The 16,591-nt window shown below is 56.0% G+C and carries 23 protein-coding genes and 2 pseudogenes; 18 read left to right on the plus strand and 7 right to left on the minus strand.

Translation table 11 applies throughout. From position 1 onward, the window contains the following. The first annotated feature begins 1 nt into the window (after position 1). The 4 genes and pseudogenes from R8G34_17510 to R8G34_17525 all read left to right on the plus strand — a co-directional run bounded on the left by R8G34_17510 (position 2) and on the right by R8G34_17525 (position 3,180). The gene (locus R8G34_17510; GenBank protein MDW3224651.1) at positions 2–979 is read left to right on the plus strand and encodes a nitronate monooxygenase; all 978 of its coding nucleotides are present in this window, start codon (positions 2–4) and stop codon (positions 977–979) included. Then, complete coding sequence (locus R8G34_17515) at positions 954–1,763, plus strand: alpha/beta hydrolase (GenBank protein MDW3224652.1); 810 nt, start codon at positions 954–956, stop codon at positions 1,761–1,763. The genes R8G34_17510 and R8G34_17515 overlap by 26 nt, the downstream gene beginning before the upstream one ends. 516 nt (positions 1,764–2,279) lie before the next feature. Beyond that, positions 2,280–2,642: an NIPSNAP family protein gene (locus R8G34_17520; GenBank protein ID MDW3224653.1), complete on the plus strand. Its 363-nt coding sequence runs from the start codon at positions 2,280–2,282 to the stop codon at positions 2,640–2,642. A 73-nt stretch (positions 2,643–2,715) separates the two neighbouring features. Further along, positions 2,716–3,180: pseudogene (locus tag R8G34_17525) on the plus strand (nuclear transport factor 2 family protein). A gap of 229 nt (positions 3,181–3,409) precedes the next feature. On the opposite strand, the pseudogene R8G34_17530 reads toward R8G34_17525, so the two are convergent. From R8G34_17530 to R8G34_17540, 3 genes and pseudogenes are all read right to left on the minus strand, one after another. Next, a pseudogene (locus R8G34_17530) lies at positions 3,410–3,980 on the minus strand (tyrosine-type recombinase/integrase). A gap of 331 nt (positions 3,981–4,311) precedes the next feature. Continuing rightward, positions 4,312–4,905, minus strand: a complete 594-nt coding sequence (locus R8G34_17535) for an HD domain-containing protein (GenBank protein MDW3224654.1) — start codon at positions 4,903–4,905, stop codon at positions 4,312–4,314. Further along, positions 4,902–6,047, minus strand: a complete 1,146-nt coding sequence (locus R8G34_17540) for a TauD/TfdA family dioxygenase (protein ID MDW3224655.1) — start codon at positions 6,045–6,047, stop codon at positions 4,902–4,904. The genes R8G34_17535 and R8G34_17540 overlap by 4 nt, the downstream gene beginning before the upstream one ends. Before the next feature lie 97 nt (positions 6,048–6,144). Here R8G34_17540 and R8G34_17545 point away from each other — a divergent pair, with 97 nt between their 5' ends. Further along, on the plus strand, positions 6,145–6,999 hold the full coding sequence (locus R8G34_17545; GenBank protein ID MDW3224656.1) for a LysR family transcriptional regulator: 855 nt from the start codon (positions 6,145–6,147) through the stop codon (positions 6,997–6,999). Between the two features lie 466 nt (positions 7,000–7,465). On the opposite strand, the gene R8G34_17550 is transcribed toward R8G34_17545, so the two are convergent. Next, on the minus strand, positions 7,466–7,882 hold the full coding sequence (locus R8G34_17550) for a VOC family protein (GenBank protein ID MDW3224657.1): 417 nt from the start codon (positions 7,880–7,882) through the stop codon (positions 7,466–7,468). A gap of 133 nt (positions 7,883–8,015) precedes the next feature. Continuing rightward, on the minus strand, positions 8,016–8,636 hold the full coding sequence (locus tag R8G34_17555) for a TIGR02466 family protein (GenBank protein MDW3224658.1): 621 nt from the start codon (positions 8,634–8,636) through the stop codon (positions 8,016–8,018). Between R8G34_17555 and R8G34_17560 the strand changes: the two genes are divergently transcribed. Then, positions 8,635–8,787, plus strand: coding sequence for a hypothetical protein (locus R8G34_17560; GenBank protein ID MDW3224659.1), 153 nt, complete (start codon positions 8,635–8,637; stop codon positions 8,785–8,787). The two genes, R8G34_17555 and R8G34_17560, sit on opposite strands and share 2 nt — an antisense overlap. 474 nt (positions 8,788–9,261) lie before the next feature. Here the strand turns inward: R8G34_17560 and R8G34_17565 are convergent, their stop codons facing one another. Then, complete coding sequence (locus R8G34_17565) at positions 9,262–9,657, minus strand: DUF805 domain-containing protein (protein ID MDW3224660.1); 396 nt, start codon at positions 9,655–9,657, stop codon at positions 9,262–9,264. Between the two features lie 304 nt (positions 9,658–9,961). Here R8G34_17565 and R8G34_17570 point away from each other — a divergent pair, with 304 nt between their 5' ends. The 12 genes from R8G34_17570 (at position 9,962) to rpmD (ending at position 14,929) form a co-directional block, all read left to right on the plus strand. Further along, positions 9,962–10,414 (plus strand): hypothetical protein, encoded by a 453-nt coding sequence (locus R8G34_17570; GenBank protein ID MDW3224661.1) that lies wholly within the window; start codon positions 9,962–9,964, stop codon positions 10,412–10,414. Between the two features lie 156 nt (positions 10,415–10,570). Next, positions 10,571–10,774 (plus strand): 50S ribosomal protein L29, encoded by a 204-nt coding sequence (rpmC, locus tag R8G34_17575; GenBank protein MDW3224662.1) that lies wholly within the window; start codon positions 10,571–10,573, stop codon positions 10,772–10,774. 11 nt (positions 10,775–10,785) lie between these two features. Beyond that, positions 10,786–11,025 carry a 30S ribosomal protein S17 gene (gene rpsQ, locus R8G34_17580; protein ID MDW3224663.1) on the plus strand — a complete coding sequence of 80 codons (240 nt, stop codon included), beginning with the start codon at positions 10,786–10,788 and terminating at the stop codon, positions 11,023–11,025. 73 nt (positions 11,026–11,098) lie between these two features. Beyond that, on the plus strand, positions 11,099–11,467 hold the full coding sequence (gene rplN, locus R8G34_17585) for a 50S ribosomal protein L14 (GenBank protein ID MDW3224664.1): 369 nt from the start codon (positions 11,099–11,101) through the stop codon (positions 11,465–11,467). Positions 11,468–11,469: 2 nt separating this feature from the next. After that, on the plus strand, positions 11,470–11,775 hold the full coding sequence (gene rplX / locus R8G34_17590; GenBank protein MDW3224665.1) for a 50S ribosomal protein L24: 306 nt from the start codon (positions 11,470–11,472) through the stop codon (positions 11,773–11,775). Beyond that, the gene (gene rplE, locus R8G34_17595) at positions 11,775–12,338 is read left to right on the plus strand and encodes a 50S ribosomal protein L5 (protein ID MDW3224666.1); all 564 of its coding nucleotides are present in this window, start codon (positions 11,775–11,777) and stop codon (positions 12,336–12,338) included. The genes rplX and rplE overlap by 1 nt, the downstream gene beginning before the upstream one ends. A gap of 19 nt (positions 12,339–12,357) precedes the next feature. Further along, positions 12,358–12,663: a 30S ribosomal protein S14 gene (rpsN, locus tag R8G34_17600; protein MDW3224667.1), complete on the plus strand. Its 306-nt coding sequence runs from the start codon at positions 12,358–12,360 to the stop codon at positions 12,661–12,663. Between the two features lie 12 nt (positions 12,664–12,675). Further along, the gene (gene rpsH / locus R8G34_17605) at positions 12,676–13,068 is read left to right on the plus strand and encodes a 30S ribosomal protein S8 (GenBank protein MDW3224668.1); all 393 of its coding nucleotides are present in this window, start codon (positions 12,676–12,678) and stop codon (positions 13,066–13,068) included. Positions 13,069–13,078: 10 nt separating this feature from the next. Beyond that, positions 13,079–13,612, plus strand: coding sequence for a 50S ribosomal protein L6 (gene rplF / locus R8G34_17610; protein MDW3224669.1), 534 nt, complete (start codon positions 13,079–13,081; stop codon positions 13,610–13,612). Between the two features lie 11 nt (positions 13,613–13,623). After that, the gene (gene rplR, locus R8G34_17615; protein ID MDW3224670.1) at positions 13,624–13,983 is read left to right on the plus strand and encodes a 50S ribosomal protein L18; all 360 of its coding nucleotides are present in this window, start codon (positions 13,624–13,626) and stop codon (positions 13,981–13,983) included. A 179-nt stretch (positions 13,984–14,162) separates the two neighbouring features. Beyond that, positions 14,163–14,738: a 30S ribosomal protein S5 gene (rpsE, locus tag R8G34_17620; protein ID MDW3224671.1), complete on the plus strand. Its 576-nt coding sequence runs from the start codon at positions 14,163–14,165 to the stop codon at positions 14,736–14,738. 2 nt (positions 14,739–14,740) lie between these two features. Next, positions 14,741–14,929, plus strand: a complete 189-nt coding sequence (rpmD, locus tag R8G34_17625) for a 50S ribosomal protein L30 (GenBank protein MDW3224672.1) — start codon at positions 14,741–14,743, stop codon at positions 14,927–14,929. A 356-nt stretch (positions 14,930–15,285) separates the two neighbouring features. Here rpmD and R8G34_17630 read toward each other — a convergent pair whose 3' ends face one another. Next, positions 15,286–16,143 carry an MBL fold metallo-hydrolase gene (locus tag R8G34_17630; protein MDW3224673.1) on the minus strand — a complete coding sequence of 286 codons (858 nt, stop codon included), beginning with the start codon at positions 16,141–16,143 and terminating at the stop codon, positions 15,286–15,288. Positions 16,144–16,591: the final 448 nt, after the last annotated feature.

Genomic DNA, 16,591 nt, shown 5'->3' on the forward strand with positions numbered 1-16,591 from the left:
AATGCCCATCAACACACCACTTTGCGATTTGTTCGGCATCGAGTATCCGGTTCTTTTGGCACCGATGGCGCGGGTCAGCGGTGGTGCCCTAGCTGCTGCTGTGAGCAAGGCTGGCGGCTTGGGCCTGATCGGCGGCGGCTATGGTGATGCCGACTGGTTGAAGCGCGAGTTCGAGGCTGCAGGGGATGCGCGGATCGGAGTAGGTTTTATCACTTGGTCGTTGGCCCTAAAGCCTGATCTGCTTGATCTCGCTCTTGAGCGTGCTCCCGTAGTGCTGATGCTCTCGTTCGGTGACTTTCGACTGTTTCTCTCAAGAATTAGAGAAGGACAGACGAAGCTCATTGTGCAGGTGCAGACATTGGAACAGGCACGCGAAGCTGTGGACGCTGGAGTCGATGCCATCGTGGCTCAAGGGACTGAGGCGGGTGGTCATGGTGGATCGCGGGCGACATTTCCCTTTGTTCCGGCGGTATTAGATATCGCAAAGGAAATACCGGTCATCGCAGCAGGTGGCATCGCCGATGGGCGCGGACTAGCTGCGGCACTGGCACTTGGGGCTTCGGGCGTGTTGTGCGGAACCGGATTCTTTGCCAGCGACGAATCTCTCGCCAGTGACAATTCCAAACGAGCCGCTATCAGCGCTTCCGGCGACGAAACCGAGCGCAGTTCGGTGTTTGATATGGCGCGCGGCCTGGATTGGCCACCCAACTGGAACAACCGTGCTTTGAGAAATGCCTTCACACGGCTGTGGAGCGGAGACATCGATGGCCTCGCGCAAAACCTTGAAGAGGAGCAAACTCGTTTCAACGCCGCGTGGGCGGCGGATGACACAGACGTTGCCGCTGTGATCGTCGGCGAAGCGGCTGATCTGGTTCAGCTCCGTGAACCCGCACAAACCACCGTTCATAAAATGATTTCTCAGGCTGAGGATCGTTTGCGGTGCGTTGGTCAATATGTTGAAGCCATCACAAAAGATTGAAGCGATGCAGAAACCTAAAGGGAGCTGGTCGCTGGGCGAAACCGTTATGACAAGCGCAGGTTCGGTTACCGCCGGGAGTGCCGGTGATGGACCGGACCTCGTTCTCGCGCATGGATGGCCGTGGTCTTCTTTTTCGTGGCATCGCGTCATTCCGGCACTGGCTGAAACCTACCGCGTCCACTGGTATGATATGCCGGGCTACGGGCAATCCGATATGCGACCCGAAAAGGCCACGGCGCTTGACGTACAGGGCAGCGTGTTCGCGGAGGTGCTGGCGCATCTTCTGCATTGCTGCGATTTTGAGAAATATGCCCTGATGAACGTTGTCGCAATGCGCCCTTGGGGGTCAGATTTTTTCGATCACGTCGGGCGACATGTCGAGGCGTTCACTGGCCTGCCACCGCATATCCACAAGGCAGTGGTGGAAGCCTATATCCGGAGCGCTCTCGTCAACGAGATCGACAGGAAAGGCTTCTCGAAGCTCGTCGAACCGTGGCTCGACGAAGACGGTCGCGGGAGTTTTTATCGGCAATTCTCTCAAGCCGACGAGCGCTTCACCGCCGACGTCGAGCCGATGTTCAATCAAATCCGATGTCCGGTAACCATTCTATGGGGCGCGGACGATCCGTGGATTCCGATCGAACGAGGGAAGGCGCTCCATGAACGAATCCCTCAGGCATCGTTTCAATCGCTTCCCGGTGTGGGGCACATGCCGCAGCTCGAAGCGCCGAGCCAGATTATCGAAGCCATTGCCGGATTTCTGCGAGATGATATCGCGACCTAAGCCGGTCATTTAAATAGACAATGCCGATTAAAAAGGATCAGGACAATGCAGAAAATCAAGGGAAGTTGCCTGTGCGGCGCGGTTGCATTCGAGGTCGTCAACGCGTTCGACAGGATGTTCCTATGTAGCTGTGATCAATGCAGACAGATTACTGGGTCGGCCTTTGCATCAAATCTGTTCACGGCGGCAGAGGGGTTCAACTGGCTGAGTGGTGCCGATGATATCATCACCTACCAAATGCAAGGGCGGGATATCTCGAAATCGTTCTGCCGTGTGTGTGGCTCTTGCGTTCCATGATCCAGCGGCGACGGCAAAAAAATAATCGTTCCGGCGGGCGCTCTGCGAGGCGAGCCGGAGGTGGCCGAAAAATTCAGGACCTTCATCGCCGAACAGCCGTTGTGGTCATCAAACCTTGGTCAAATCGCTGCGCATCGGGGTTTTCCTCGTAAGGCAGATTAAGGCTTCGCTGATCCTGGTTCAACAGCCGCGCCTGACAACATTCCTAAAGCTGAAGCTATGACAGACCCGTACATCGAAATTGCAACAGACTCTTGCGAGGAAAAGCCGTTGATAACCTGTTATGTTCAATACGAACTGAATCCATCGAAAGTCCCTGAATTCGAAGAATATGCACGTGCTTGGGTTCCCCTGGTCGAAAAATTCGGTGGGACGCATCATGGGTACTATTTGCCGCACGAAAGCCCAAATGACTTGGCTGTCTGCCTTTTTTCTCTCCCATCGTTGGCCGATTACGAGGCCTATCGTATAGGCAGTCTTACAGACAGTGAATGCCAGAAAGCATACAAGTTCGCCGAGGATATGGAGTGTAACAGGCGCTACGACCGGCACTTCTTGCGACCATTGGAAATGGCCAACTAGGTTCGGCCGGTCAAATCACGCGTCCCGCGTGTGCTGCGATCTCTACATCATCCAATCTGTTAGGAGACAGCCCATGACCCGCCCCCCGCTTCCGCCATTCTCGGAAACTACCGCCGTCCAAAAGGTACGCGCCGCTGAGGAGGGTTGGAACAGCCGCAACCCTCAATTGGCGACACAGGCCTATACCGATTTTAGCCAGTGGCGGAACCGCTCAGAATTCCTTTCCGGACATGCCGAAATTGAAGCGTTCCTGACGCGGAAATGGATACGCGAAAATCAATACCGCCTGATGAAGTAACTGTGGGCATGGACTGAAAACCGGATCGCTGTACGCTTTGCCTATGAATGGTGCGACGAGGCCGACCATTGGTTCCGCGCTTATGGCAAAGAGAACTGGGAATTCGCGGCGGATGGGCGGATGCGCCGACGTATTGCCAGCATCAATGATCTCCCCATCAAGGCGTCATCTCGTGTGTTTCACTGGCCCTTGGGGCGCCGCCCCGAGCACCACCTGGGACTGAATGAACTAAATCTATGAAAAGGGGACCATTGGCAAAGTCGATGCCGTAACCATACAGTCGGAAAAGTCGAAAGCAGCCATAGGCAAAGGCGCAGCGAACGTCTATAATATCACGCAGACCGGTGGGTTCGCTTGCGCTGATATTTTGCAGCCGCAGCGAATGGCCGATTCGACGGGCCGCGCCGCAGCGTCGCGACCTAGCCGTCAATGGCAGCGATGGGCCGCCTGTATCAGCGGCCCAAGTTTCTTAAATTTCAATGGCTTCAGAGATTGCCAGGGCGTCCTCCAGTTCAACACCAAGATACCGAACAGTGCTGTCCATCTTGGTGTCCCAGTAGAAGCTGGACGGCCGGGAGATTGCCAGTCTTTTTGTATATCTGTGTTACCTTGGTCCGGCGCATTGAATGCGTTCCATAGGCTGTTGCCTCTAGGCCAATCGATGTGACCCAGTCGCGGACGATCCGGGCATATTGGCGCGTGGAGATATGCAGACGCTCGTGAAATCGGCCCGGCCACAGATATTCAGATCCGACCGTAAGGGGGTTCTCCATCCATTTCGCGACTGATGCGCGTGTGCCTTCTGAAATCTCAAAGCGGACAGGTTTTTTGGTTTTGCTTTGAAGCACCGATGCACGCTCCTTGATCTGTCCCGAAGCCATCACATCAACGACCTGCATGCGGCATAGATCGCAGCCGCGCAATTTGCTGTCGATTGCCATGTTGAAGAGTGCGAGGTCGCGGTGGTTTTCTGCGAGCTCAAGACGAACGCGGATTGCCCGGACATGCTTTGGCTTCAGCGGTCGCTTTTGCCCAACGATACGGCCCTTGTTTCAAGCGGGACGAAGCGCGCGAATGGCTGGTAAGTTTGGGGTTTCCATGACTGATCCTCTAATCCGCCAATCCCTCCCACATCGTTAACCCGACGTTGACCTAGCCTGGATATCACAGGATGCTGCACTTGATATAATGGCGGCAGCGAGCCCAAAGCAGAAGTGACAATTTTCCGCAGCGTTCGTTCGCAGCGCGGAAAATTCTGAAAGAGCGTGAATCTCTCCGCCGCTGCGCGGCGAGAAGGGCGGCTATTCCAGCGAACTAATCTCTAACGACTGAGCAACCCATGAGTAGGAACTCAAACTTCTCGGTAACCGGTCAGGGCTGTGAAGAATTTTCAGCGTGGCGATCAACTAACCGCTGGGCGATTGGTGCGAAATGCCAGAAATCCGGCGTTTCCATGTCCGGGAGCTTACCTGCATCATCAAGGAAACGCACAGCGATGATCTGCTCGACGTTCGGGATTTTTTCAAATGCGGCAATCTCATCCGCATTCATTGGCCCGCCTTGCAAGTTTAACGAATGCACCGATGCCTCCGACAGACGGTTGAAATATTCCGGTTTGGTCGCGCAAAGGTAGCGTTTCGCAGCAACGTGGTAGCGCGCGCAATCCGTTACGATGCGGGGAAAAAACTGCTCCAGCACCTCAGCGCCCGCATCCTCGTGATGGCGGTCTTCCGTATCTTCCATCGAAAAAGTGCCAAATTCGCTGGTGAAATGACCAATATCGTGGAGCAGCGCGCCGATGATGATTTCCTCTGTTTGGTTGTTTTGCTGCGCAATGGTGGCACCTTGCAACATGTGCTGGCCCATGTTCACAGGTTCGCCCAGATATTCCTCGCCGCCGCGTCTCTCGAAGATCGAACCGAGAAAGTCCACGATGGTATCTTTGGTTAGAGTCGGCGTGCTCATTCTGCGGCCTCCAGTGCCGTTTCGCGAAGCATGGCGTCATAAGTAGATCGCAGCCCATCTTTGTCGGCGTAACACCCTTGAAACCAGCGTGTGCCTGCGCCTGCATATCCTTTGCGCGCATGCAAGACGCGCGTATTGTCTACGATGAACGCTTCACCGGGGTTAAGCCGGAATGTGACTTCCATCGCCTCGTCATCGATGATTTCGCCCAAGCGGCGATAGGCCGCGTAATAGAGTGCCATCTTATCGAAAGGTATGTCCGTGACGGCGGCCATAGACCGGTTGTTGAAGCGCACGCCGATCAGCTCGCCGTCGGGGGACAGCTCAATCATCGGGCGGCGCGACGTCAGGCAAACACCCGCTTCGCTTGCGTATTCAAACCGCGCACAATGATCGACCAGCACATTGAAATAATCCTCGTTTTCATCCCGCAGGCGCAGGGCCGCAGCAAACCCATCTACCACCATATTTTCGCCTCCCGCCGCCGTGCTTTCGAGGCAGTAGAGTACTTGAACGGTCGGAACAGGATCGCGGTAGGGATTGTCGGTGTGCGCTTGCAGACCAAGGCCCGTGAACGCCAGATTGGTTGGATTGACTTCTGTGCGAACCTCGAATTTTCGGCCATAGTTCGTCTCGCGCACATGTCCGAACCAATCGACAATGCGAAACAGCGCGCCATCCTCGACGGGGCCGCTGACCACTTTACCAAATCCGTAGCGCGTGACGTGACCCAGCCAGTCAAGCATGGCATCTCCACCCGCGTCTAGCGCTGTGAAATCACCTGTGGGGACGTCATCCATCAGGTCCGCGTCCCACGTTACGATCGCGTCACCGGTCCAGCCGCGCGCGAGCGCAACGTTACTGTCATAGGCATGTGCCACAAGCCAACGGATATCAAAGGAGACAGTTTTGCCCTCTGGAGCGAAGTTTACCGACAAGCTTTCGCCCACGAGGTCCGCCGCTGCAATATGCGTATCGACCGGAATGTCACGTAGGGCGATCAAGCGCTGGCCGTTGCCCACTGCGCGGGTTTCGGGGTCCGGAGCATTGTCGCGCAGCCAGATCGCGTGAAACCGTAGATCTCCATTTTGGGTCGGCAGCGTTACGAATTGCCCAGCTGGATCGATATTCAGAGAAGCCATATTGTGCCTTTCGGAAAGATGAATTTTTGCGGCAAGTTGACTGTAATAATGTATAAATACAAATTAAGAGTTACTTTGCTAAGTGTAGGTTTCACTAATGAATGAAGCTCAGTTCAAACTTCCGCCGCTTGAGTGGATACGTGCGTTCGAAGCAGCGGCGCGCTGCGGCAGCTTTACAGCTGCAGCGGCAGAAACGGGTGTGACACAGCCCGCGATTAGCCAGCGGATCGGCCAATTGGAACAATTGTTTGGCACCGCGTTGTTTGTAAGGCAGGCGCGCTCTATCACCCTCACAACCGATGGCGAAGCGTGGCTGCCCCACGTGCAATCCGCCCTTGGTGCGATCCGCGACAGTTCGGAGGCAATATTCGGTGCAGGACGAAAAAGGCTGACGATTTCTGCAAGCCAATCGGTAATCGATCTGTGGCTGCAACCGCGCATGGGCCAATTTTGCGACATTGCGGGCGGGGATTTGTCGGTTCAAACCATGGTGGTGGGCGCACATGATGCACCAAAGAGCGGCGTGATAGGGGTCCGCTATGGGACTGGGTCTTGGCCAACTACTTACAAGCTGCCGTTGTATAATGAACAAATGGCGGTAATGGCGTCACCCGAACTGGCGTGCCGCACAGACCCTTGGATAAACTGGCCGCGCATCACTTGTTCCGGCGCGCGCCCCGGTTGGAATGACTGGGCGGCGCAATTTAACTCTCCTACGACACCTGTTCCAAGCTATCGGTTCGACACATTTCTATCCGCACTTGGAGCAGCGCTTGCTGGCTTGGGCGTAATCGTCGGATCTTTGCCCCTGTGCGCCAAGCAACTCGCGGAAGGTAGCTTGGTAAGATTAAGCGACGATACGTTGGATCATCACGAAACCTATTGGCTTATAGCGGAACAAGAAGCCGTAACGCGAAACCAATGGGATCAGATCGCAACCGTAATTTCATGATAGGCGATCGTACATAGATGCCTAAGAACGGCTTTGGTTCGAATGCGGCGAGCTCACACTTGATCCGCTCCTTGCTTATACGAGCCAGCGGCGGCGAAAGAACGGTTTCGGTTGCACCGATCATCGCTGCTTTCAATGACCGCTTCGGTGACCTGCGCTGCGTTGTAACAAGTGCCGTGCCGTAAGTGCAAAGCAATGCTGCGCCAGCAAAGTTCCGAATTCAAAGGGCAACTAGGTCCGAGATGTGTGAGTTCGATGTAGCCCGGTTTTTGCGCTCGTAGCAAAAGTCCACAAAGCGGGCTGCGACCACAGCATCTGAGTTGGCTGCTGGATATCGGCTCTGGGCCGCACTTACAGAGGGTTGTGTGATTCTTCTGGCGACATGCTGCGAACGATCTAACGGCGGCAGAGAGACCCAAAGAGTGCGAGATGCTGCAAGCCGCATGAATGTCGGCGGTATCGAGTTCTAATCGTCTCGTCCGGGTTCGTCCGGATTGTCGCAGAACAATGCAACCTTGTTTCCGTGAGGGTCGCGAAGGTAGCCGACGAAAAAGTGGGAGCCGTATGTGGGGCGAAAACCCGGCGTGCCCTCGTCAGCCCCACCAGCAGCAAGCGCCGCTGCGTGCAGTTCTCGAACTTGAGTTTGGCTGTTGATCTCAAATGCCACCATCGAACCGTTTCCAGACGACGCGGGACTACCATTAGATGGTGCCTTCACGTAGAAATCGGGCGAAACCTGTTTTTGACCGGGTTGGGTCGGAGGAATGTAGCTCAAGTCCCCGTGGTACTCTTCAAAGCTATACCCGAGGGCTGGCAAGAAGGCAGAATAAAACCGTTCTGCACGTTTCATGTCATCCGCACCGACAGTAACATAGGAAATCATCAGGCATTCTCCTCTAGGCAATTGTTACAGTTTTGCTGACGATTAGGCGAAGACTGCCGGGCTGTCACCCGCTGTCATAGCGGACCTTGGCGCAGCCGCGGCAAATGCCTGCTTCGTCCCGCATTGCGGACCTTCAACCCCACCCGTAATTGAACGAAACTGAAATCCGTTCTTCTTCGGCCATGTTCAGCGGGACCTCGTGGCGCAGCCAGCTTTCCCAGAGGAGGACCTCGCCGGGTTCGGGCGTGACGTAGTGAAAGCTGCGCATTTCGGGGCGGGCGTCTTTGAGGCGTGTCGGGGCGGCCATCATCATGGCAAGGCGCGGATCTTCGAATTTGATCACACTTGCCCCCGCGGGGACAGCCACATAGGTCGTGCCGCTGATTACTGAATGGGGGTGGATGTGGCCCGTGTGGATACCGCCCGGTGGCAGGATGTTGATCCAGATGTCCTCCACCTTGAGCTTGCGCCCATCGAGGTTGAACGCGAGGTCCTTGGCGAAGGTTTTGACGTGCTTGTTCAGCACCTTCACCAGATCTTTGAAGATCGGAAAACGATAGGGCAGGTCGGTCAGGGACGCATAGCTGGTGTAGCCGGGAAAGCCGTTTTCGTCGCACCATTCCTGCCCGGCCTCGTCGCCCTCGGCGATGGACCAGCAGGAGGCCTCGAGCTCGGACGGGTCAATGGGTTTGCCCTGCTCGGACAGGGCGGCTTGATAGAGGCGGGTCACAAAGAGTGAGGAGATATCTGACATGCTCCGCCTTTTAGCCGAGTCGGGCGCAACTGGCGAGAGCGCGCGGCCGCGCATGATCTTAACCTTTGGCGACCTGTGCACCGGGCCAAACCGCGACTCGGGACAGAAAACCGGGTTAACGCCCGTAAAACTGCACTTTTCGACCCTGTGACATCGGTACACAAGCCGTACACAACCTGTGCACCGATTGTACGCCGTTTGCTCGATTAACACCGCGCGCGATGCCTGAATGTTAACAGATCACCCGCGATCGGCCTGAACGGGGGAGGTGCCAATGCTTATGCGCATCAACGCCTTCCGCACCCGGCGCGGAGATGCCTGCAATCCCGGCCCCGATGGCCCGGCAATGGCCAGCGTCTGGATCTTCTTGTCGCGGCAGGTCACCAACCGGTACACCCGACCAATCCTGTCATCGCCGCCCGCTTCCTGGGTCGACCCGTTGTGCTGAGGGTGCGCGAAACAGTCGCCTCCGGCGGTTTTGCCCCTGCTTCCGCGGCCATGACGGGCTGCGACTTAGAACCGTGCCAGCGCCGGACTGCCGTGTTGGACATCGGGTCACCACAGCCGGCTGGCAAGGGTGGCGGGGCATTTGGTCTGGACCAGTGACCTTCCGTGCTGAAACGGATCAATAAAGCGGGTTTGGCGGCCCCCATTCATTTTCCGGATCACTGGGCCGGGTATAAAAGTAGAGCAAGACCAGGAAGCCGATGAGCGGGATCAGGGAGAGGAGCAACCACCATCCCGATCGCCCGATGTCATGCAGGCGCCGCACGCCGACAGCCACAGTCGGCAACAGGATGGCGAGAGACAGGATCAAGCTCAGCGGCTGGGAAGCGTCGTCGCCTGCCGCCGGCACGATCCCCAACATCGGCGCGATGACCAGCGCGTCGATCAGCTGCGTCAGCGCGGACAGCAGGAAAATGGCGAGAATCCACCACCAGTACTCCGACCGTGAGGCCCGCCCCGAAAACGTGATATATTTAGACAGGACCGCGCGCACGGCCAGCATCATCTTATCCATGTCATCTCTCCTGCATTCCCGCCAGAGCGTAAAGCGTCAGCCGGAGCGCGTAAAATGGTTTTGTTGGATGAACATTTTTGACGTGCGGAAAAGGAAGAATGTTCTGCCGTTACGTCACTCTCTCGCCATGGCCAAAACAGACGTCAAAGTGTCGCAAACAGACCATGGGATTCGCGTCATAGGCGTATTGCAACCCCAATGGTGCATTTAATTCACTGATCAAAAAAAATCAGCTGATCACCAGATAATTTTTCAGATGCGGCCCGACGCAAGGGCATATTTCGCAGAAGGCGGGAGAGATGTTGTGACACAAGTTGGAGTAAAAGATTTTTTCGAGACGATGGCGCGGTCTTTCATGGCGGGTGAGTATGAAGCGGTTGCCAGCACCCATGTTTATCCGGGTGCGGTTTATATTGATGGCGAGGTTATTGTCCTTGCTGATGACGCGGCCTTCTTGCGCCAGATTAAAGACCAGTGCCGCAAGAATTACGAGATGGGTGTACGCCGGGTGAAGAGCCATGTTGTGGCGCAGAGTTTGTCGCGCGCCAACAATTACTCGGTTTGGGTGATGTGGCAGCATTTTGGCGCAGGCGGTGAGCTTTTGAGCACGACCAACGCGCGTTATATATGTCGTGATAATGCGCTTGGGGCACCGCAGATCCAGCTGGTTGAATTTATCGACGTGCCCGCCTGCTACAGTGCGGCCGATCTTGAGCGGATGACCGCGTTGCCACACCGGACAAGAGGGACTGGCTGAGAGGCCGGTATTTCCGGGCCGAAAGGGGTTGCGATGTTGGCGGGTTGCGCCTATACGGCCCCTTCATCATGAACTCCACGGGAATCAGGGTGACCTGGCGTGTCTTTCAAAGAGATGCGCGTTGGGCCTTCCCGTGATGTTGAAAGGAATAGGGCGATGGACGCCAAGGAATTGCACGACAAGACACCGGACCAGCTGCGTGAAGAGCTGGCCAATCTGAAAAAGGCCTCTTTTAACCTGCGCTTTCAGCAAGCGACAGGCCAGTTGGAGAACCCCGCACAGATCCGCAAGGCGCGTCGCGACGCGGCCCGTGTCAAAACCATTCTGAACCAAAAAGCTGCTGCTGCAGCGTCTGAATAAGGAGAGCACCTATGCCAAAGCGTATTCTGTCCGGCGTCGTGACCTCTGACGCAAACGCCCAAACAGTGACTGTATCCGTAGAGCGCCGCTTTACGCACCCGGTTCTGAAGAAGACCATCCGTAAGTCCAAAAAATACCGGGCGCACGATGAGAACAACACATTCAAGACGGGCGACGCAGTTCGCATCGTGGAATGTGCACCAAAGTCGAAGACCAAACGTTGGGAAGTGCTCGTCGCGGCTGACGCGTAAGGCATAACCGAACTTAATCGAAACCCTGGGGATCTGGCCACGCATCGGCCCCCCATAGGTCGGGAGAAACCAAATGATCCAGATGCAGACCAACCTGGATGTTGCTGACAATAGCGGCGCGCGCCGTGTTCAGTGCATCAAGGTTCTGGGTGGTTCCAAGCGTAAATACGCATCCGTCGGCGACATCATTGTCGTGTCGGTCAAGGAAGCCATCCCCCGCGGTCGTGTGAAAAAGGGCGACGTCCGCAAGGCCGTTGTCGTTCGCACCGCCAAGGAAGTCCGCCGCGACGACGGCACCGCGATCCGTTTTGATCGCAACGCGGCCGTCATCCTCAACAACAACAACGAGCCCATCGGTACACGTATCTTTGGCCCGGTTGTGCGTGAGTTGCGCGGCAAGAATTTCATGAAAATCATCTCGCTCGCGCCGGAGGTGCTGTAATCATGGCTGCTAAGCTGAAAAAAGGTGACAAGGTCATCGTTCTGGCCGGCAAGGACAAGGGCAAGACTGGATCTATTTCTTCCGTTGATCCGAAATCCAACAAGGCCATCGTGGACGGGGTCAATATTTCGATCCGCGCCACACGCCAGTCCCAGGAAAGCCAGGGGGGTCGCATCCCCAAGGCGATGCCGATTGATCTGAGCAACCTCGCCTATGTGGATGCCAAGGGCAAAGCCACGCGCGTCGGGTTCAAGATGGACGGCGACAAGAAAGTGCGTTTCGCCAAGACAACAGGGGATGTGATCTGATGCTTGATACTGCAACATATACACCCCGTCTGAAGTCTGTTTATCACGACACGATCCGTGCGGCGATGAAAGAAGAGTTCGGCTACAAGAACGACATGCAGATCCCGCGTCTGGACAAGATCGTCCTGAACATCGGATGTGGTGCCGCCGCCGTCCGCGACAGCAAGAAAGCAAAGTCGGCGCAAGCTGATCTGACGCTGATTGCCGGTCAGAAGGCTTTGACCACAACGGCCAAGAAATCCATCGCGGGTTTCCGGGTGCGTGAGGACATGCCAATGGGCGCGAAAGTGACCCTGCGCGGGGATCGCATGTATGAATTCCTTGATCGTCTGACCACGATTGCAATGCCTCGTATCCGCGACTTCCGCGGCGTATCGGGCAAGTCCTTTGATGGACGTGGCAACTATGCCATGGGCCTCAAAGAGCATCTGGTTTTCCCTGAAATCAATTTCGACACAATTGATGAGAACTGGGGAATGGACATCGTGATCGCCACAACGGCGCAAACCGACGCTGAAGCAAAGAGCCTGTTGAAAGCTTTCAACATGCCCTTCAATTCATAAGCGCGGGAGGGATTTAGATATGGCTAAAAAAGCAATGATCGAGCGTGAGAAGAAGCGCGAACGTCTGGTCGCAAAATACGCGGCGAAACGTGCGGATCTCAAAGCAATCGTGAATGATGAAAGCAAGCCGATGGAAGAGCGTTTCCGCGCCTCCCTGAAGCTGGCGAAACTGCCTCGCAACTCTTCGGCTGTGCGTTTGCACAACCGCTGCCAGCTGACAGGTCGTCCGCACGCTTATTATCGTAAACTGAAAATTTCGCGGATCGCGTTGCGGGATCTTGGCTCAGCGGGCCAAATCCCCGGCATGGTCAAGTCGAGCTGGTAGGGAGCGCATCACATGAACGATCCTATCGCAGATATGCTGACACGCATCCGTAACTCGCAGTTGCGCGGCAAATCCACCGTCATGACGCCCGGCTCCAAGCTGCGCGCCTGGGTGTTGGACGTGCTGGCGGACGAAGGTTACATCCGGGGCTATGAAAAAACCACCGGTGAAGATGGTCATCCGGCCATCGAGATCAGCCTGAAGTATTATGAGGGCGAACCTGTTATTCGCGAATTGAAGCGGGTTTCCAAACCCGGTCGTCGCGTTTACATGGGCGTCAATGACATCCCCGTTGTCCGTCAGGGCCTCGGCGTGTCGATTGTCTCCACCCCAAAGGGTGTGATGTCGGACCAAGCAGCACGCAGCGCCAACGTTGGTGGCGAAGTGCTCTGCACCGTCTTCTAAGGAGGGCAAGATGTCTCGTATTGGTAAAAAACCGGTCGATCTGCCCTCTGGTGTCAGCGCATCAGTCAGCGGTCAGACCATCGAAGTCAAAGGCCCCAAGGGCACACGGACGTTCAGCGCAACGGATGATGTGACACTGACGGTTGAAGACAATGTTGTGACCATCACGCCACGCGGTAAATCAAAGCGCGCGCGCCAGCAGTGGGGCATGTCCCGCACGATGGTTGAAAACCTTGTCACCGGTGTGACCACGGGTTTCAAGAAAGAGCTTGAAATTCAGGGTGTTGGCTATCGTGCCGCGATGACCGGCAACACATTGAAACTGAACCTCGGTCTCAGCCATGATGTGGATTACACACCGCCTGCGGGCGTAACTGTAACCGCGCCAAAGCAAACCGAAGTGGTTGTGGAAGGTATTGACGAACAGCTTGTTGGTCAGGTCGCCGCGAACATCCGCCAGTGGCGTAAACCCGAGCCCTATAAGGGCAAAGGCATTCGTTACAAAGGCGAGTTCGTCTTCCGCAAAGAAGGCAAGAAGAAGTAAGGAACACACAGATGGCAAACAGCAAAAGACAACTGTTTCTGAAACGCCGCCTGCGCGTTCGGAACAAACTCCGCAAGGTCAACGCTGGTCGCGTGCGCCTGTCGGTTCACCGCTCCAACAAAAACATCTCCGTTCAGTTGATCGACGATGTGGCAGGCGCCACAATCGCTTCCGCCTCGACGCTCGAAAAAGCGCTGGGTGTGGTGGGCAAGAATAACGTCGAAGCAGCGACCAAAGTGGGTACGGCAATCGCCGAGCGCGCGAAAAAGGCCGGTGTGTCGGAGGCGTATTTCGACCGTGGCGGTTTCCTCTTTCACGGTAAGGTCAAGGCAGTTGCCGACGCCGCTCGTGAAGGTGGTCTGAAGATCTAAAAGGAAGGTGGCCTGAAAGCCTACCTTACCCGCAGACACCGTAGGGTGGGCTTTCAGGCCACCCTTTGTTTGAGACAACGTAGGCGGCGCAGGCTGTGCCGCCTCGATGATCCGGGGGACATTGTTCCACTGGGATTGACATAATCGGGCGCTTGCCCAGCAATTTAAGGATGTTCTCAATGGCAGAACGTGAAAACCGTCGTGGCCCACGCCGCGATCGTGACGAAGCACCGGAATTCGCCGACCGTCTGGTCGCTATCAACCGCGTGTCCAAAACCGTAAAAGGGGGTAAGCGCTTTGGTTTCGCAGCCCTCGTGGTTGTCGGCGATCAAAAAGGACGTGTTGGTTTTGGCAAAGGCAAAGCGAAAGAGGTCCCCGAGGCCATCCGCAAAGCCACCGAGCAAGCCAAGCGCCAAATGATCCGCGTGCAGTTGCGCGAAGGTCGCACCCTGCACCATGACATGGAAGGCCGTCACGGCGCCGGCAAGGTGGTGATGCGGACCGCCCCAGAAGGTACCGGGATCATTGCCGGGGGTCCAATGCGTGCGGTTTTCGAAATGCTGGGTGTGAAGGACGTTGTGTCCAAATCCATCGGATCGCAAAACCCCTACAACATGATCCGCGCCACCATGGACGGGTTGCGCAAAGAGTCGAGCCCACGGTCTGTTGCGCAGCGTCGCGGCAAGAAAGTGGCTGACATTCTGCCCAAGCGCGAAGAAAAAGCAGAGGCCGCACCCGTGGCTGAGGAGGCATAATCATGGCCAAGACTATTGTTGTAAAACAGATCGGCTCCCCGATCCGCCGCCCCGCCAAACAGCGTGCCACGCTGATCGGGTTGGGCCTGAACAAAATGAACCGCACCCGCGAGCTGGAAGACACCCCTTCCGTGCGCGGTATGGTAAATTCGATCTCTCACATGGTTGAGATCATCGAAGAAAAGGGGTGAATTCCGGTCCGGCCCCTCGGGACCGGCAAACGTTCCAGTGGAGCGTTTGAGGAATTCACGGGCGGAGCCCCGGGTTTCGCCTTCAAAAGATTAAAAACGCCTCGCGGGAAACTGCGGGGCGTTTTCTTGTGTGGACGCCTGTTAACCCTCAGCACAGACTGACCCGTTCTGCATGGCGGATGAATCTCCGGTAACGCCGCAGTGGCGCAAAGTCTTCTACAAGGACATGATTTTTGAAGAGCGCTATTTAAAGTCGAAAACTGGCTCTCCTTCAAATGCAACAATGACGAGGGTCATTGGTATGCGCCGGCTCATCTGGCAGGCGCGGTCTGTGGGACGTTGCGCAGTTACACGTCTCAGAGTGCGATGCGGATAGCGTCGTGGCCAACAATAAGTTCGCCATCGTAGTACCCGGCACAGGCGTCTTGCCAATCCTGTGGGCCATAGGCAGGGTCATCGGAGGGAAGAAGATGCGTGAGCGCAAGCCGTTTGACATCAGCGTTCGCTGCCGTCCTGGCCGCATCATGCGCGAAAGTGTGAGAGCGCAGCAAGTGCGCCATCAACTTGTCACTGCCGTTTCCAACGCGTTTCACGAGCGCAGGCAAGGCGGATTCCAGCATCGCCTCGTGGATCAACAAGTCCGCACCTCGCGCGAAATCCTCAAGCGCTTTGATTGGGGCGGTATCGCCGGAATACACAACGTGCACATCATCGGTTTTGAACGACAATGCAAAGGTATGGACAAGGGGCGGGTGCTGGTTGCGAATGGCTGAGATCGTGATGCCATCACGGGATACCACGGGCCCTGAATCGATAGCGTGGATGATGATGAGATCACGCAAGTCCGGTCGACCCTCATCTTCGATACGCAAGTCGATGTCTGCCTTCATTGACGCGCAAAAACCTTCCCAATAGACGTCCAAACCGGGCGGGCCGTAGACCTCTACGGTTGTTTTTAGCCCTGCGGTCCAAGCGGTGTGCAACAGCGGCCCCAGTTCAAGGTAATGATCAGAATGCAGGTGACTGATTATGACCAATGACAGATCTTTCAGCTGCATACCTTGATCGACCAGTCCTTTGGTGACGCCCAGCCCACAGTCGACAACGATCTTCTGGTCATTCAACACATACAACGAAGATGTCGGCATCGTGGATCCCGGACGGATCGCTGGCCCACCTTTTGTGCCCAAAAGAGCGACGTAATTGTCGGACATGATACAACTCCTTAGGATACAGCGGCGAAGCCGATATTCAGCATGGTGACGAACGTTTTTACCGGTTTAACATAAAACGCTGGTTTTAAGCTCTGTCCTTTTTTGCGAATTAGCACGTAGCTCGTGGATGCGACAGCGGTCATCCTCGCACGGGTCGCCAAAAGCTCATCCTGTCCGCATCAACGACATTGGCCAAGGTCTCCAGACAAACCAGCGTCGCATTCTTTGGACACCGCGTTCGATGGCCAAGTCGGCAGTTTTGAATGGGCAGCACTAGGTCTGTCTGGCTCTTGCATGACAAGATGCGACGGAACAAGCGCCACAGTGCTTTAAGGACGCTTTCTGGTCAGTGACAATGGCCGCTGCCATTCCGCGGGACCTAAGCGGCCCCCTGATCCATGCGTCAACCCCGCCTTTGCGCCCAAGATCACCTATCTGGGTGACGTAG

This window comes from Paracoccaceae bacterium, assembly GCA_033344815.1.
GTDB lineage: Bacteria > Pseudomonadota > Alphaproteobacteria > Rhodobacterales > Rhodobacteraceae > Roseobacter.

What these genes read in the sequence shown, in the direction of transcription:
- R8G34_17510 (MDW3224651.1), top strand. Translation starts at nt 2, where the DNA reads ATGCCCATCAACACACCACTTTGCGATTTGTTCGGCATCGAGTATCCG.
- R8G34_17515 (MDW3224652.1), top strand. Translation starts at nt 954, where the DNA reads ATGTTGAAGCCATCACAAAAGATTGAAGCGATGCAGAAACCTAAAGGG.
- R8G34_17520 (MDW3224653.1), top strand. Translation starts at nt 2,280, where the DNA reads ATGACAGACCCGTACATCGAAATTGCAACAGACTCTTGCGAGGAAAAG.
- R8G34_17535 (MDW3224654.1), bottom strand. Translation starts at nt 4,905, where the DNA reads ATGAGCACGCCGACTCTAACCAAAGATACCATCGTGGACTTTCTCGGT.
- R8G34_17540 (MDW3224655.1), bottom strand. Translation starts at nt 6,047, where the DNA reads ATGGCTTCTCTGAATATCGATCCAGCTGGGCAATTCGTAACGCTGCCG.
- R8G34_17545 (MDW3224656.1), top strand. Translation starts at nt 6,145, where the DNA reads ATGAATGAAGCTCAGTTCAAACTTCCGCCGCTTGAGTGGATACGTGCG.
- R8G34_17550 (MDW3224657.1), bottom strand. Translation starts at nt 7,882, where the DNA reads ATGATTTCCTATGTTACTGTCGGTGCGGATGACATGAAACGTGCAGAA.
- R8G34_17560 (MDW3224659.1), top strand. Translation starts at nt 8,635, where the DNA reads ATGCTCCGCCTTTTAGCCGAGTCGGGCGCAACTGGCGAGAGCGCGCGG.
- R8G34_17555 (MDW3224658.1), bottom strand. Translation starts at nt 8,636, where the DNA reads ATGTCAGATATCTCCTCACTCTTTGTGACCCGCCTCTATCAAGCCGCC.
- R8G34_17565 (MDW3224660.1), bottom strand. Translation starts at nt 9,657, where the DNA reads ATGGATAAGATGATGCTGGCCGTGCGCGCGGTCCTGTCTAAATATATC.
- rpmC (MDW3224662.1), top strand. Translation starts at nt 10,571, where the DNA reads ATGGACGCCAAGGAATTGCACGACAAGACACCGGACCAGCTGCGTGAA.
- rpsQ (MDW3224663.1), top strand. Translation starts at nt 10,786, where the DNA reads ATGCCAAAGCGTATTCTGTCCGGCGTCGTGACCTCTGACGCAAACGCC.
- rplN (MDW3224664.1), top strand. Translation starts at nt 11,099, where the DNA reads ATGATCCAGATGCAGACCAACCTGGATGTTGCTGACAATAGCGGCGCG.
- rplX (MDW3224665.1), top strand. Translation starts at nt 11,470, where the DNA reads ATGGCTGCTAAGCTGAAAAAAGGTGACAAGGTCATCGTTCTGGCCGGC.
- rplE (MDW3224666.1), top strand. Translation starts at nt 11,775, where the DNA reads ATGCTTGATACTGCAACATATACACCCCGTCTGAAGTCTGTTTATCAC.
- rpsN (MDW3224667.1), top strand. Translation starts at nt 12,358, where the DNA reads ATGGCTAAAAAAGCAATGATCGAGCGTGAGAAGAAGCGCGAACGTCTG.
- rpsH (MDW3224668.1), top strand. Translation starts at nt 12,676, where the DNA reads ATGAACGATCCTATCGCAGATATGCTGACACGCATCCGTAACTCGCAG.
- rplF (MDW3224669.1), top strand. Translation starts at nt 13,079, where the DNA reads ATGTCTCGTATTGGTAAAAAACCGGTCGATCTGCCCTCTGGTGTCAGC.
- rplR (MDW3224670.1), top strand. Translation starts at nt 13,624, where the DNA reads ATGGCAAACAGCAAAAGACAACTGTTTCTGAAACGCCGCCTGCGCGTT.
- rpsE (MDW3224671.1), top strand. Translation starts at nt 14,163, where the DNA reads ATGGCAGAACGTGAAAACCGTCGTGGCCCACGCCGCGATCGTGACGAA.
- rpmD (MDW3224672.1), top strand. Translation starts at nt 14,741, where the DNA reads ATGGCCAAGACTATTGTTGTAAAACAGATCGGCTCCCCGATCCGCCGC.
- R8G34_17630 (MDW3224673.1), bottom strand. Translation starts at nt 16,143, where the DNA reads ATGTCCGACAATTACGTCGCTCTTTTGGGCACAAAAGGTGGGCCAGCG.